The organism is Paraburkholderia sp. SIMBA_054 (genome assembly GCF_046534875.1).
GTDB classification, from domain to species: domain Bacteria; phylum Pseudomonadota; class Gammaproteobacteria; order Burkholderiales; family Burkholderiaceae; genus Paraburkholderia; species Paraburkholderia hospita.
Genome location: NZ_JAWRXV010000027.1, coordinates 1 through 14,254, shown reverse-complemented (window position 1 = coordinate 14,254; position 14,254 = coordinate 1). Strand labels below are relative to the sequence as shown.

The window sequence follows — 14,254 nt, the reverse complement described above, 5'->3', positions numbered from 1 at the left end:
GGCAGAAACGCAGATCCAAAAGGCAAAAAAAAACCGCCCGGTCGAAACCGGGCGGTTCAGGCAACGTCGGCCAACTTCACAGGCATGGCGGCTTGCGCCGCCTGCCGGCTTACTCGTTGGTGTGCGGCGTTTGCTCGGCAGCCGGGGTTTCCGGCGTACCGAACTCGAAGGCCTCTTCTGCAGCGATCTGGTCGAAACGCTCGCGATCCGCCATTTCCTTGGTCTTGCGCGCCTTGTGGAACGCGAGACCCGTACCGGCCGGAATCAGACGACCGACGATCACGTTTTCCTTCAGGCCACGCAGATCGTCGCGCTTGCCCATGATCGCCGCTTCCGTCAGCACGCGGGTCGTTTCCTGGAACGATGCCGCGGAGATGAACGAATCGGTCGACAGCGACGCCTTCGTGATACCCAGCAGGATGTTCTCGTACGTTGCCGGACGCTTGTCTTCCGCGACCATGCGATCGTTTTCGTCCAGCATGTCCGAACGCTCGACCTGCTCACCCGGGATGAAGCGCGTATCGCCGTTGTCGCTGATCTGCACGCGACGCAGCATCTGACGCACGATCACTTCAATGTGCTTGTCGTTGATCTTCACGCCCTGCAGACGGTACACGTCCTGCACTTCGTCCACGATGTAGCGCGACAGCGCTTCGATACCCTGCAGACGCAGGATGTCGTGCGGATCCGCCGGCCCGTCCACGATCATTTCGCCCTTGTTGACGACTTGACCATCGTGCACCAGAACCTGCTTTTCCTTCGCGATCAGGAACTCGTGCTGATTGCCTTCGAGGTCCGTGATAACGAGACGCTGCTTGCCCTTCGTGTCCTTACCGAACGACGTCGTACCCGTGACTTCCGCCAGGATACCTGCGTCCTTCGGCGAACGTGCTTCGAACAGTTCCGCCACACGCGGCAGCCCACCCGTAATGTCACGCGTCTTCTGCGCTTCAGTCGGGATACGTGCGAGCACTTCACCCACCTGAACCTGCTGACCATCCTTCACGGTGATCAGTGCGCCGACCTGGAAGCCGATCTGAACCGAGTGCTCCGAGTTCGGGATCTTCACTTCTTCGCCGTTCGCGTCGAGCAGCTTCACCTGCGGACGCACGCTCTTCGAAGCCTGCGAGCCGCGGCGCTTCACGTCGATCACGACGAGTGTCGAAAGACCCGTCACGTCGTCGATCTGCTTTGCGACCGTCACGCCTTCTTCGACGTTTTCGAACTTCACCGTACCGCCCCACTCGGTGATGATCGGACGCGTCAGCGGATCCCACGTGGCCAGTTGCGTGCCCGCCTTGATCTGCGCGCCGTCGAGTTGCAGCAGCGTCGCGCCATACGGCACCTTGTGACGCTCGCGCTCGCGGCCGTGATCGTCGGTGATCATCGCTTCGCCCGAACGCGAGATGACGATCTGCTCGCCCTTCGCATTCGTCACGTAACGCATCGTCGACGTGAAACGCACCGTACCGTTCGACTTCGCTTCGACCGACGACGCCACTGCCGCACGCGATGCCGCACCACCGATGTGGAACGTACGCATCGTCAGCTGCGTGCCCGGCTCACCGATCGACTGCGCAGCGATCACGCCGACTGCTTCACCGACGTTGACCGACGAGCCGCGGCCCAGGTCGCGACCGTAGCAGGCTGCGCACAGACCGTAGCGCGTTTCGCAAGTCAGCGGCGTACGCACACGCACTTCGTCGATGCCGAGGCGTTCGATTTCTTCGACCGCGTCTTCGTCGAGCAACGTGCCCGTTTCGTACAGCGTTTCCTGCGATTCCGGATTGACGACGTCAGCCACCGTCACGCGACCGAGGATACGGTCACGCAGCGCTTCGACGACTTCACCGCCTTCAACCAACGCCTTCATGGCGACGCCGTTGGACGTACCGCAATCGTCCTCGACCACCACCAGATCCTGCGTCACGTCGACGAGACGACGCGTCAGGTAACCCGAGTTTGCCGTCTTCAGTGCCGTATCAGCCAGACCCTTACGTGCGCCGTGGGTCGAGATGAAGTACTGCAACACGTTCAGGCCTTCACGGAAGTTCGCCGTAATCGGCGTCTCGATGATCGAGCCGTCCGGCTTCGCCATCAGGCCACGCATACCGGCCAGCTGACGAATCTGAACCGCGGAACCACGAGCACCCGAGTCCGCCATCATGTAAATCGAGTTGAACGATTCCTGACGCGTTTCGTTGCCGTCGCGATCCGTGACCGGTTCCGTCGACAGCTGTTCCATCATCGCCTTGCCGACCGCTTCCGACGTCGCCGACCAGATGTCGACCACGTTGTTGTAGCGTTCTTGCGAGGTGACGAGACCCGACATGTACTGACGGTCGTATTCCTTCACCTTCTTCGCGGCGTCGCCGACGATGGTTTCCTTCTGCGGCGGCACGAGCATGTCGTCGACGCAGATCGAGATACCAGCGCGCGTTGCCAGACGGAAACCCGACTGCATCAACTGGTCGGCGAAAATCACGGTTTCACGCAGACCGCACTTGCGGAATGCGGTGTTGATCAGACGCGAGATTTCCTTCTTCTTCAGCGGCTTGTTCAGCACCGAGAACGGCAGGCCCGGCGGCAGAATTTCCGACAGGATCGAACGGCCGACGGTCGTCGCGTACAGCGTGATCTTCGGCACGAACGCCGGTGCACCTTCCGACTTGTCTTCGTTATGGACCATTTCGGTGATCCGCACGTTGACGCGCGAGGCGAGCTCGACTTCCTTGTTCTCGTAGGCACGCAGCGCTTCCGAGACGCCCGTGAACGTCAGGCCTTCGCCCTTGGCGTTCACTGCTTCACGAGTCGCGTAGTACAAACCGAGCACGATATCCTGCGACGGCACGATCGACGGATCGCCGTTAGCCGGGAACAGCACGTTGTTCGACGCCAGCATCAGCGTACGCGCTTCCATCTGCGCTTCGAGCGACAGCGGAACGTGAACAGCCATCTGGTCACCGTCGAAGTCGGCGTTGAACGCTGCGCAAACGAGCGGGTGCAGCTGGATTGCCTTACCTTCGATCAGCACCGGTTCGAAAGCCTGAATGCCAAGACGGTGCAGCGTCGGCGCGCGGTTCAGCATGACCGGATGCTCGCGGATCACCTCTTCGAGGATGTCCCACACCACCGGCGTCTGGTTCTCGACTTCCTTCTTCGCAGCCTTGATGGTGGTAGCAACACCCATCACTTCCAGCTTGTTGAAGATGAATGGCTTGAACAGTTCGAGCGCCATCAGCTTCGGCAGACCGCACTGGTGCAGCTTCAGCGTCGGGCCGACCACGATGACCGAACGGCCCGAGTAGTCGACGCGCTTGCCCAGCAGGTTCTGACGGAAACGACCGCCCTTACCCTTGATCATGTCGGCGAGCGACTTCAGCGGACGCTTGTTCGCGCCCGTCATCGCCTTACCGCGACGGCCGTTGTCGAGCAGCGAATCGACGGCTTCCTGCAGCATCCGCTTTTCGTTGCGGACGATGATTTCAGGCGCCTTCAGTTCGAGCAGACGCTTCAACCGGTTGTTACGGTTGATCACGCGGCGATACAGATCGTTCAGGTCCGAAGTCGCGAAACGACCGCCGTCCAGCGGAACCAGCGGACGCAGTTCCGGCGGCAGCACCGGCAGCACCTCGAGAATCATCCACTCGGGCTTGATGCCCGAACGCTGGAAGGCCTCGAGCACCTTCAGACGCTTCGCGTACTTCTTGATCTTCGCTTCCGAACCCGTGTTCTTCAGCTCCGAGCGCAGCGTTTCGACCTGCTCGTCGATGTTGATCGCGCGCAGCAGTTCGCGCACGCCTTCCGCGCCCATTTCAGCGCGGAATTCGTCACCGTACTCTTCGACCTTATTGTAGTAATCCTCTTCCGTCATGATCTGACGCGCCTTCAGCGGCGTCATGCCCGGATCGATCACCACATATGCTTCGAAGTACAGCACGCGCTCGATGTCGCGCAGCGTCATGTCGAGCACCATGCCCAGACGCGACGGCAGCGACTTCAGGAACCAGATGTGCGCGACAGGCGAGGCCAGTTCGATGTGGCCCATGCGTTCGCGACGCACCTTCGCGAGCGTCACTTCGACGCCGCACTTCTCGCAGATCACGCCACGGTGCTTCAGGCGCTTGTACTTGCCGCAAAGGCATTCGTAGTCCTTGATCGGACCGAAAATCTTCGCGCAGAACAGACCATCCCGCTCCGGCTTGAAGGTGCGGTAGTTGATCGTTTCCGGCTTCTTGACTTCACCGAACGACCACGAACGGATCTTGTCCGGCGAGGCCAGACCGATCTTGATCGCGTCAAAAACTTCTTCCTGTTGGACTTGCTTGAATAGATCGAGCAGAGCTTTCATTGCTTTCTCTCCGTAGTCCGATTAGTTGCGGTCGAGGTCGATGTCGATACCGAGCGAGCGGATTTCCTTCACCAGCACGTTGAAGGATTCCGGCATGCCCGCGTCGATCACGTGATCGCCCTTCACCAGGTTCTCGTAAACCTTGGTCCGGCCCGTCACGTCGTCCGACTTGACCGTCAACATTTCCTGCAGCACATACGATGCGCCGTAGGCTTCGAGCGCCCACACTTCCATTTCACCGAAGCGCTGACCACCGAACTGCGCCTTACCACCCAGCGGCTGCTGCGTGACCAGCGAGTACGGACCCGTCGAACGCGCGTGCATCTTGTCGTCGACCAAGTGGTGCAGCTTCAGGTAGTGCATGTAGCCAACCGTCACCGTCCGTTCGAACATTTCGCCCGTGCGGCCGTCGTACAGACGCACCTGGTTCTTCGACGGCGTCATGCCGAGGTTCTTCGCGATGTCGTCCGGGTAGGCCAGATCCAGCATGCTGGACATTTCCTCTTCCGTTGCACCGTCGAACACCGGCGTTGCGAACGGCACGCCTTCGCGCAGGTTCCTCGCGAGTTCGAAAATCTCGTCGTCGGAGAAGCTTTCCAGCTCTTCCGCGCGGCCCGACTCGTTGTAGATCTTGGTCAGGAACTTGCGGAGTTCTTCGATCTTCGCCTGACGCTGCAGCATTTCGCCGATACGCCAGCCCAGACCCTTCGCGGCCCAACCCAGATGCACTTCGAGAACCTGACCCACGTTCATCCGCGACGGAACGCCCAGCGGGTTCAGCACGACGTCAGCCGGACGGCCATCGGCCATGTACGGCATGTCTTCGATCGGAACGATCTTCGACACGACACCCTTGTTACCGTGACGGCCTGCCATCTTGTCGCCAGGCTGCAGACGACGCTTCACAGCCAGGTAGACCTTGACCATCTTCAGCACGCCCGGCGGCAGTTCGTCGCCTTGCGTCAGCTTCTTGCGCTTCTCTTCGAATGCGAGGTCGAACTGGTGACGCTTCTGTTCGATCGAATCCTTGATGGCTTCGAGCTGGGCCGCTGCTTCTTCGTCCGCGAGGCGGATGTCGAACCAGTGGTAGTGATCCAGATCTTCGAGGTAAGCCTGTTCGATCTTCGTGCCCTTCGCGAGCTTCTTCGGACCGCCGTTCGCGACCTTGCCATCGAGCATACGCGCGAGACGCTGGAACGCATCGCCTTCCACGATACGCAGCTGGTCGTTCAGGTCGAGACGATAACGCTTCAGTTCGTCGTCGATGATCTGTTGCGCGCGCTTGTCGCGCTGGATGCCTTCACGCGTGAACACCTGCACGTCGATCACGGTGCCGCTCATGCCCGACGGCACGCGCAGCGACGTGTCCTTCACGTCCGACGCCTTTTCACCGAAAATTGCGCGCAGCAGCTTTTCTTCCGGCGTCAGCTGGGTTTCGCCCTTCGGCGTGACCTTGCCGACCAGCACGTCGCCTGCTTCGACTTCCGCGCCGATGTACACGATGCCCGACTCATCGAGACGGCCAAGCTGCACTTCCGCGAGGTTCGAAATGTCGCGCGTGATTTCTTCCGGTCCGAGCTTCGTGTCGCGAGCCACGACATTCAGTTCTTCGATGTGAATCGACGTATAACGGTCGTCCGCAACGACCTTCTCCGAGATCAGGATCGAGTCTTCGAAGTTGTAGCCGTTCCACGGCATGAACGCGACCAGCATGTTCTGGCCAAGCGCCAGTTCACCCAGGTCCGTCGAAGCGCCGTCAGCCAGCACGTCGCCACGCGCAACCTTGTCGCCAACCTTCGCGATCGGACGCTGGTTGATGTTCGTGTTCTGGTTCGAACGCGTGTACTTGATCAGGTTGTAGATGTCGACACCGACGTCGCCAGCCACCGCTTCATCGTCGTTCACGCGAATCACGATACGGCCTGCGTCGACGTAATCGACCACACCGCCGCGCAGAGCCTGCACGGTCGTGCCCGAGTCGACTGCCACCGTGCGCTCGATACCCGTACCGACGACCGGCTTTTCCGGACGCAGACACGGCACAGCCTGACGCTGCATGTTCGAACCCATCAATGCGCGGTTCGCGTCATCGTGCTCGAGGAATGGAATCAGCGATGCTGCCACCGACACGATCTGCGACGGCGCCACGTCCATGTACTGGATGCGGTCCGGCGTGACCATCAGCGTTTCGCCCGCTTCACGCGACGACACGAGTTCGTCGGTCAGCGTGCCGTCTTCAGCCACAGCCGCATTCGCCTGAGCGATTACGTAACGGCCTTCTTCGATGGCCGACAGATAGTCGATCTGGTCCGTGACCTTGCTGTCCGTCACCTTGCGATACGGCGTTTCGAGGAAGCCGTATTCGTTCAGGTGCGCGTACAGAGCCAGCGAGTTGATCAGGCCGATGTTCGGACCTTCCGGCGTTTCAATCGGGCACACGCGGCCATAGTGGGTCGGGTGCACGTCGCGGACTTCAAAGCCAGCGCGCTCACGCGTCAGACCGCCCGGGCCAAGTGCCGACACGCGGCGCTTGTGGGTGATTTCCGACAGCGGGTTGGTCTGGTCCATGAACTGCGACAGCTGCGACGAACCGAAGAACTCGCGAATCGCCGACGAAATCGGCTTCGAGTTGATCAGGTCGTGCGGCATCAGGTTTTCGCTTTCGGCCTGGCCGAGGCGTTCCTTCACTGCACGTTCGACACGTACGAGACCCGCGCGGAACTGGTTCTCCGCCAGTTCGCCGACGCAACGCACACGACGATTGCCCAAGTGGTCGATGTCGTCCACTTCGCCCTTGCCGTTACGCAGTTCGACCAGGATCTTGATCGTCGCGAGGATGTCGTCGTCCTGCAGCGTCATCGGGCCGACGATCTCGTCACGGCCGACACGGCGGTTGAACTTCATACGACCCACCTTCGACAGGTCGTACGCTTCTTCGCTGTAGAACAGACGGTTGAACAGCGCCTCGACGGCTTCTTCCGTCGGCGGTTCGCCCGGACGCATCATCCGGTAGATCGCGATACGCGCGGCCATCTTGTCGGCCGTTTCGTCGATACGCAGCGTCGACGAGATGTACGGACCTTGATCCAGATCGTTCGTGTAGAGCGTCTGGATGTCCTTGATCTTCGCTTCGCGCAGCTTGTCGAGCACGCTTTCGGTGACTTCGTCGTTCGCGTTTGCGATCACTTCGCCCGTGTCGCCATCAACGACGTTCTTCGCGAGCACGCGGCCGAGCAAATAATCTTCGGGGACCGAAATGTATTTGGTCTTCGCGTTTTCGAGGTCGCGGATGTGCTTCGCGTTGATACGCTTGTCCTTCTGGACGATGACCTTGCCGTCGCGATCCGTAATGTCGAAACGCGCGACTTCACCACGCAGACGCTCCGGCACGAACTCCATCTGCGCGCCTTCCGGCATCAGCGTGAAGTTATCGAACACGAAGAAGTTCGCGAGGATCTGTTCCGGCGTCAGGCCAATTGCCTTCAGCAGGATCGTGACGGGCATCTTGCGACGACGGTCGACGCGGAAGTACAGCACGTCCTTCGGGTCGAATTCGAAGTCGAGCCACGAGCCACGGTAAGGGATGATCCGTGCCGAGAACAGCAGCTTGCCGGAGCTGTGCGTCTTGCCCTTGTCGTGTTCGAAGAACACGCCAGGCGAACGGTGCAACTGCGACACGATCACACGTTCCGTGCCGTTGATGACGAACGAGCCAGTCGGCGTCATGAGCGGAATTTCGCCCATGTACACTTCCTGCTCCTTCACTTCCTTGACGACGGGCTTGCTCGGCGATTCCTTGTCGAGCAGCACCAGACGCACCTTGGCACGCAGCGCCGAGCAGTAAGTCAGACCGCGCTGCTGGCATTCCTTGATGTTGAATGCCGGCGGCGACAGCATGTAGCTGACGAACTCTAGACGAGCGAAGCCGTTGTGCGAAACAATGGGGAAAACTGAGGTAAACGCAGCTTGCAGACCTTCCGGTTTGCGCTGCACTGTGGGCACTTCTGCTTGCAGAAACGTGCTGAATGATTCAAGCTGGGTAGCCAGCAGGAAAGGTACTTGGTGAACGATGGGGCGCTTCGCGAAACTCTTGCGAATACGCTTCTTCTCGGTGAAGGAATATTGCATACGATCTCCGAATCACGGCGGGCATTGTTGTCGAGGCGGGATACCTTGATGTGACAACCCGAGTGTTCACCGACTGAGACCCGTTGGCCGTCCGATGGCTTGAACGAGCCTGAAAGCTTGGTGGTTGGCCGCTACCAACCGCTGGCTGACGGCAGCGGATGCCTGTGTTGCCCGCTACCCGACCAAACTTGCCTTCTGCAGTCGCTTCAGAAGACAAAGAGAAGCGCCAGTCGAACTTGCCGAACGGCGATTTTCTTTGGCTTCTGGGAGCACGTTTTTGCCGAAACTTGAGAGCAAAAACGTCGTTCCCACAAAGCACAAAAAGGCCGGCGGTGGAAAACCGCCAGCCTTCGCACAGCGCGCCGAAACTTACTTGATTTCAGCCTTCGCGCCGGCTTCTTCCAGCTTCTTCTTGGCTTCTTCAGCAGCAGCCTTCGGTACCGCTTCCTTAACAGGCTTCGGTGCACCGTCGACCAGGTCCTTCGCTTCCTTCAGGCCCAGGCCCGTCAGTTCACGAACTGCCTTAATAACGGAAACCTTGTTCGCGCCGACTTCCGTCAGGTTGACCGTGAATTCCGTTTGCTCTTCAACAGCAGCTGCAGCGCCGCCGCCTGCCGGGCCTGCCACTGCGACTGCAGCTGCCGACACGCCAAACTTCTCTTCGAACGCCTTGACCAGTTCGTTCAGTTCCAGAACCGACATCGAGCTTACGGCTTCGAGGATGTCTTCTTTTGCGATTGCCATTTGAAATACTCCTAAATTGAATTCGGATACAGCCAGCGATCAATTACGCTCGACTGAAGTGCGTCGATGCACTGCTTACGCAGTTTCGCTTTCCTTCTTTTCTGCCAGCGCGGCCAGAGCACGCGCGAAGCCAGAAACAGGAGCTTGCATAACGAACAACAGCTTGGAGAGCAGTTCCTCGCGGCTCGGGATGTTGGCCAGCGCTTGCACGCCCGCCTTGTCCATCACCTTGCCTTCGTAGGAACCGGCCTTGATGACCAACTTGTCATTGCTCTTGCCGAAGTCATTAACGACCTTCGCAGCAGCAATTGCATCTTCCGAGATGCCGTAGATCAGCGGACCAGTCATCTGCTCAGCCAGCGAAGCAAACGGGGTACCTTCGACAGCGCGACGCGCCAGCGTGTTCTTCAACACGCGCAGATACACCTGTTGCTCGCGCGCTTTCGCGCGCAGCTTGGTCAGATCGCCAACCGTGATCCCACGATACTCAGCCAGAACCACCGTCTGAGCTTTCGCGACTTGCGCGGAAACCTCAGCTACGACGGCCTGCTTACTTTCTTTGTTAAGTGGCACGGTTAACCTCCAGATTCGATGCACTTGGCACATGCCTCGCACATCGCGTTCAACAACGGCGTCCGACCAGTCAGGAGTACTTCGACCGCTCGAGATCCACATGGCTGTGGGGATCGAACGGCTTCATCACTTCAAAACTTTTTCGGGTTCGCCATCTGCGTTGGCTTGAATTAAGGAAGCACCCAACTGCTGCGCCTCCACCAACGGTCTTTGACAACCGGCCGCCAAGTTGAGACTGCAACCTCGCGACCGCCCAAAGCCCTTAAAACGCTCCAGCCCTTCGACCGAAGCGGTTAAAACTTTACTGTGCTGCCAGCGTTGCCTGATCGACGCGCACGCCAACACCCATGGTGCTCGACAGTGCAATCTTGCGCAGGTACACGCCCTTGCTCGTTGCCGGCTTCGCCTTTTGCAGCGCTTCGACCAGCGCGCTCAGGTTCGAACGCAGAGCCGTCGGCTCGAACGATGCCCGACCGATGGTTGCGTGGATGATACCGGCCTTGTCAACACGGAACTGAACCTGACCGGCCTTTGCGTTCTTGACTGCCGTCGCGACGTCCGGCGTGACCGTGCCGACCTTCGGGTTCGGCATCAGGCCGCGCGGGCCGAGGATCTGGCCCAGCGTACCGACGACTCGCATCGTGTCCGGCGAAGCGATCACGACGTCGAAATTCAGGTTACCGGCCTTGACTTGCTCGGCCAGGTCTTCCATACCGACGATTTCAGCGCCAGCTGCACGAGCCTGCTCAGCCTTTTCACCTTGGGCGAACACAGCAACACGAACCGACTTACCGGTACCAGCCGGCAGAACGACCGAACCACGAACAACCTGGTCCGACTTCTTCGCGTCGATGCCGAGCTGCACTGCGACGTCGATCGACTCGTCGAACTTCGCGCTTGCGCATTCCTTTACGAGCGACAGAGCCTCATCGATCGCGTACAGCTTTTGACGATCAACCTTGTTTGCAAATGCTTGCAGACGCTTCGAAAGCTTAGCCATTTACACGCCCTCCACGGTGATGCCCATCGAGCGGGCGCTACCAGCGATCGTACGAACCGCTGCGTCCAGATCAGCTGCCGTAAGATCCGGCATCTTGGTCTTGGCGATTTCTTCAGCTTGAGCGCGCGTGATCTTGCCGACCTTGTCGGTGTGCGGCTTGCTCGAACCCTTGTCGAGCTTCGCAGCCTTCTTGATCAGGACCGTAGCCGGCGGCGTCTTCAGAACGAACGTAAAGCTCTTGTCTGCGAACGCGGTGATGACGACCGGAATCGGTAGACCCGGCTCCATCGCTTGAGTCTGCGCGTTGAACGCCTTGCAGAACTCCATGATGTTCAGGCCGCGCTGACCCAGTGCCGGACCAACCGGCGGCGACGGATTGGCTTTACCTGCAGGAATCTGCAGCTTGATAAAGCCGATGATTTTCTTTGCCATGTTGAAAAACCTCTTTGGAACGCGAGTGCGTTCGGTGAGTAGTAACGCGCCCTCGTCAAGCTTCGACTACCGACGCTCCTCAACGGCCATTACGCGGACCGTAAGCGCGAAAGACGGACCGCGCCGCCTGGCGCGATCCGCGAAACCTGACTTACAGCTTTTCGACCTGACCGAATTCCAATTCGACCGGCGTCGCACGACCGAAAATCGTCACAGATACACGGACACGCGACTTTTCGTAGTTCACTTCCTCGACGCTGCCGTTGAAGTCGGTAAATGGACCGTCTTTTACGCGAACCATCTCGCCCACTTCGAACAGGGTTTTCGGGCGCGGCTTCTCGACGCCTTCCTGCATCTGCGACATGATCTTCTCGACTTCCCGCGGGGAAATCGGGCTGGGACGATTGCGCGCACCGCCCACGAAACCGGTCACCTTTGCCGTGTTTTTCACGAGGTGCCACGTCTCGTCTGTCATCTCCATTTCAACGAGCACATAGCCCGGAAAGAAACGGCGCTCAGTCACCGACTTGTGGCCGCCCTTCACCTCGACGACTTCTTCCGTCGGGACGAGGATCTGGCCAAACTTGTCCTGCATGCCAGCACGCTCAATGCGCTCCTGAAGCGCACGTTGCACGCTCTTCTCCATACCGGAGTAGGCGTGCACCACGTACCAACGTTTTCCGCTCGGGGATGCCGGAATATCACTCATATCATTTCCAACCCAGAATCGCCGAGAAAATTGTCCACTCGATGGATTTATCACAAATCCAGAGGAACACCGCCATGATCAGTACAAACCCGAAAACCACCAGAGTCGTTTGGCTTGCTTCCTTGCGGGTCGGCCAGACAACCTTACGGACTTCTTTGTACGAATCTTTGGCGAACGCGATAAAACCTTTGCCGGGCGCTGAGAGAAGACCGACTGCGACGCCTGCGATCAGTCCGACAGCCAGAGCTGCTCCGCGGACGTACCACTCTTGGCCATTCAGCCAGAAGAACCCCACGAACCCGGCCAAGACCAACAATACGCCGGCGACGAGCATCAGCTTGTCGCTGGAAGTATTAACAGTTTCGACGGAAGGATTCGCCATAACACCTTAACGAGCGCCACATGTGACGCGAGAGTTGGCAGGGGCAGAGGGAATCGAACCCCCAACCTTCGGTTTTGGAGACCGACGCTCTGCCAGTTGAGCTATACCCCTAAACCATTGGGGTCGGCGGCATCGCCAACCCCGAAACAACCGATCAACGAGAACTAGCTGGCTTACTCGAGGATCTTGGCAACGACACCTGCGCCGACAGTACGGCCACCTTCGCGGATCGCGAAGCGCAGACCTTCTTCCATCGCGATCGGGTTGATCAGCTTCACCGTGATCGACACGTTGTCGCCCGGCATGACCATTTCCTTGTCCTTCGGCAACTCGATCGAACCCGTCACGTCCGTCGTACGGAAGTAGAACTGCGGACGATAGTTGTTGAAGAACGGCGTATGACGACCGCCTTCGTCCTTGCTCAGCACGTACACTTCAGCCGTGAAGTGCGTGTGCGGGTTGATCGAACCCGGCTTGGCCAGCACCTGGCCACGCTCCACATCTTCACGCTTCGTGCCGCGCAGCAGGATACCGACGTTGTCGCCTGCCTGACCCTGGTCGAGCAGCTTGCGGAACATTTCCACGCCGGTGCAGGTCGTCTTCACCGTCGGCTTGATACCGACAATTTCGATTTCCTCGCCGACCTTGACGACGCCGCGTTCAACGCGACCCGTCACCACCGTGCCGCGACCCGAGATCGAGAACACGTCTTCCACCGGCATCAGGAACGCACCGTCAACTGCGCGCTCCGGCGTCGGGATGTACGTATCCAGTGCGTCGGCCAGGTTCATGATCGCCACTTCGCCCAGCTCGCCCGTGTCGCCTTCCAGCGCCAGCTTGGCCGAACCCTTGATGATCGGCGTGTCGTCGCCCGGGAAGTCGTACTTCGACAGCAGCTCGCGCACCTCCATTTCCACCAGCTCGAGCAGCTCGGCGTCGTCCACCATGTCGCACTTGTTCAGGAACACGATGATGTACGGCACACCGACCTGACGCGCCAGCAGGATGTGCTCACGCGTTTGCGGCATCGGGCCGTCTGCTGCCGAGCACACCAGGATTGCGCCGTCCATCTGCGCTGCGCCCGTGATCATGTTCTTCACATAGTCAGCGTGGCCCGGGCAGTCGACGTGCGCGTAGTGGCGGTTAGCCGTTTCGTACTCGACGTGCGCCGTGTTGATCGTGATGCCACGTGCCTTTTCTTCCGGCGCCGCGTCGATCTGGTCATAGGCCTTCGCTTCGCCGCCAAACTTCTTGGTCAGCACCGTCGTGATCGCTGCCGTCAGCGTGGTCTTGCCGTGGTCAACGTGACCGATCGTGCCGACGTTCACGTGCGGCTTGGTCCGCTCAAACTTACCTTTGGCCATTTTCGACTCCTAAGAGGATTTTTCCGTACGTTGCGCCCGGCGCAAACAATCACTTGGTACTAGCTGGTGCCCATGGGCAGGATCGAACTGCCGACCTCTCCCTTACCAAGGGAGTGCTCTACCACTGAGCCACATGGGCGCTACTTCTACTTTTGCTTGCTGGAGCGGGTGAAGGGAATCGAACCCTCGTCGTAAGCTTGGAAGGCTTCTGCTCTACCATTGAGCTACACCCGCAAGGATCCCTCGATTCCCGACAACTGCGTTACAGCACTTTGAAATCTGGTGGAGGAGGTTGGATTCGAACCAACGTAGGCGTAAGCCAACAGATTTACAGTCTGCCCCCTTTAGCCACTCGGGCACCCCTCCGCAGAGAACTGATGATTATGGGGGAGCGATTACATCTTGTCAAGTGGCTCTTGACCGCTCGAAACCCATAAGCTCTCACTTATAGTAGAGAGCAAACGACAAGACCCCGCTTTTGAGGGCGGGGTCTTGTCTTGGGTAAGGAGCCTGACGATTACCTACTTTCACACGGGCAATCCGCACTATCATCGGCGTGGAGTCGTTTCAC

9 protein-coding genes and 4 tRNA genes are annotated in these 14,254 nt (G+C 59.2%); all 13 read right to left on the bottom strand.

Annotated features, from left to right (window positions below; translation table 11 throughout):
* Positions 1–109 precede the first annotated feature (109 nt).
* The 13 genes from rpoC to SB822_RS29080 all read right to left on the bottom strand — a co-directional run bounded on the left by rpoC (position 110) and on the right by SB822_RS29080 (position 14,049).
* Entirely contained in the window at positions 110–4,351 is a 4,242-nt protein-coding gene (gene rpoC / locus SB822_RS29140) for a DNA-directed RNA polymerase subunit beta' (protein ID WP_007578358.1), read from the bottom strand.
* A gap of 21 nt (positions 4,352–4,372) precedes the next feature.
* Complete coding sequence (gene rpoB, locus SB822_RS29135) at positions 4,373–8,479, bottom strand: DNA-directed RNA polymerase subunit beta (RefSeq protein ID WP_079483662.1); 4,107 nt, start codon at positions 8,477–8,479, stop codon at positions 4,373–4,375.
* A 369-nt stretch (positions 8,480–8,848) separates the two neighbouring features.
* The gene (gene rplL / locus SB822_RS29130) at positions 8,849–9,223 is read right to left on the bottom strand and encodes a 50S ribosomal protein L7/L12 (RefSeq protein WP_007578360.1); all 375 of its coding nucleotides are present in this window, start codon (positions 9,221–9,223) and stop codon (positions 8,849–8,851) included.
* A gap of 75 nt (positions 9,224–9,298) precedes the next feature.
* Entirely contained in the window at positions 9,299–9,829 is a 531-nt protein-coding gene (gene rplJ, locus SB822_RS29125; RefSeq protein ID WP_176133888.1) for a 50S ribosomal protein L10, read from the bottom strand.
* Positions 9,830–10,097: 268 nt separating this feature from the next.
* Positions 10,098–10,796 carry a 50S ribosomal protein L1 gene (gene rplA / locus SB822_RS29120; protein ID WP_007578362.1) on the bottom strand — a complete coding sequence of 233 codons (699 nt, stop codon included), beginning with the start codon at positions 10,794–10,796 and terminating at the stop codon, positions 10,098–10,100.
* Entirely contained in the window at positions 10,797–11,228 is a 432-nt protein-coding gene (gene rplK / locus SB822_RS29115; protein ID WP_007578363.1) for a 50S ribosomal protein L11, read from the bottom strand.
* A gap of 151 nt (positions 11,229–11,379) precedes the next feature.
* Positions 11,380–11,937, bottom strand: coding sequence for a transcription termination/antitermination protein NusG (gene nusG / locus SB822_RS29110; RefSeq protein ID WP_007578364.1), 558 nt, complete (start codon positions 11,935–11,937; stop codon positions 11,380–11,382).
* Position 11,938: 1 nt separating this feature from the next.
* A complete protein-coding gene (secE, locus tag SB822_RS29105; RefSeq protein ID WP_007578365.1) occupies positions 11,939–12,319 on the bottom strand; it encodes a preprotein translocase subunit SecE in 381 nt (126 codons plus the stop codon).
* A gap of 35 nt (positions 12,320–12,354) precedes the next feature.
* Positions 12,355–12,430: transfer RNA gene (locus SB822_RS29100), tRNA-Trp, on the bottom strand.
* 62 nt (positions 12,431–12,492) lie between these two features.
* On the bottom strand, positions 12,493–13,683 hold the full coding sequence (gene tuf, locus SB822_RS29095) for an elongation factor Tu (RefSeq protein WP_063497539.1): 1,191 nt from the start codon (positions 13,681–13,683) through the stop codon (positions 12,493–12,495).
* 64 nt (positions 13,684–13,747) lie between these two features.
* Positions 13,748–13,822, bottom strand: a tRNA-Thr gene (locus SB822_RS29090).
* 21 nt (positions 13,823–13,843) lie between these two features.
* Positions 13,844–13,917 (bottom strand) — tRNA-Gly (locus SB822_RS29085).
* 46 nt (positions 13,918–13,963) lie between these two features.
* Positions 13,964–14,049 (bottom strand) — tRNA-Tyr (locus tag SB822_RS29080).
* Positions 14,050–14,254 lie beyond the last annotated feature (205 nt).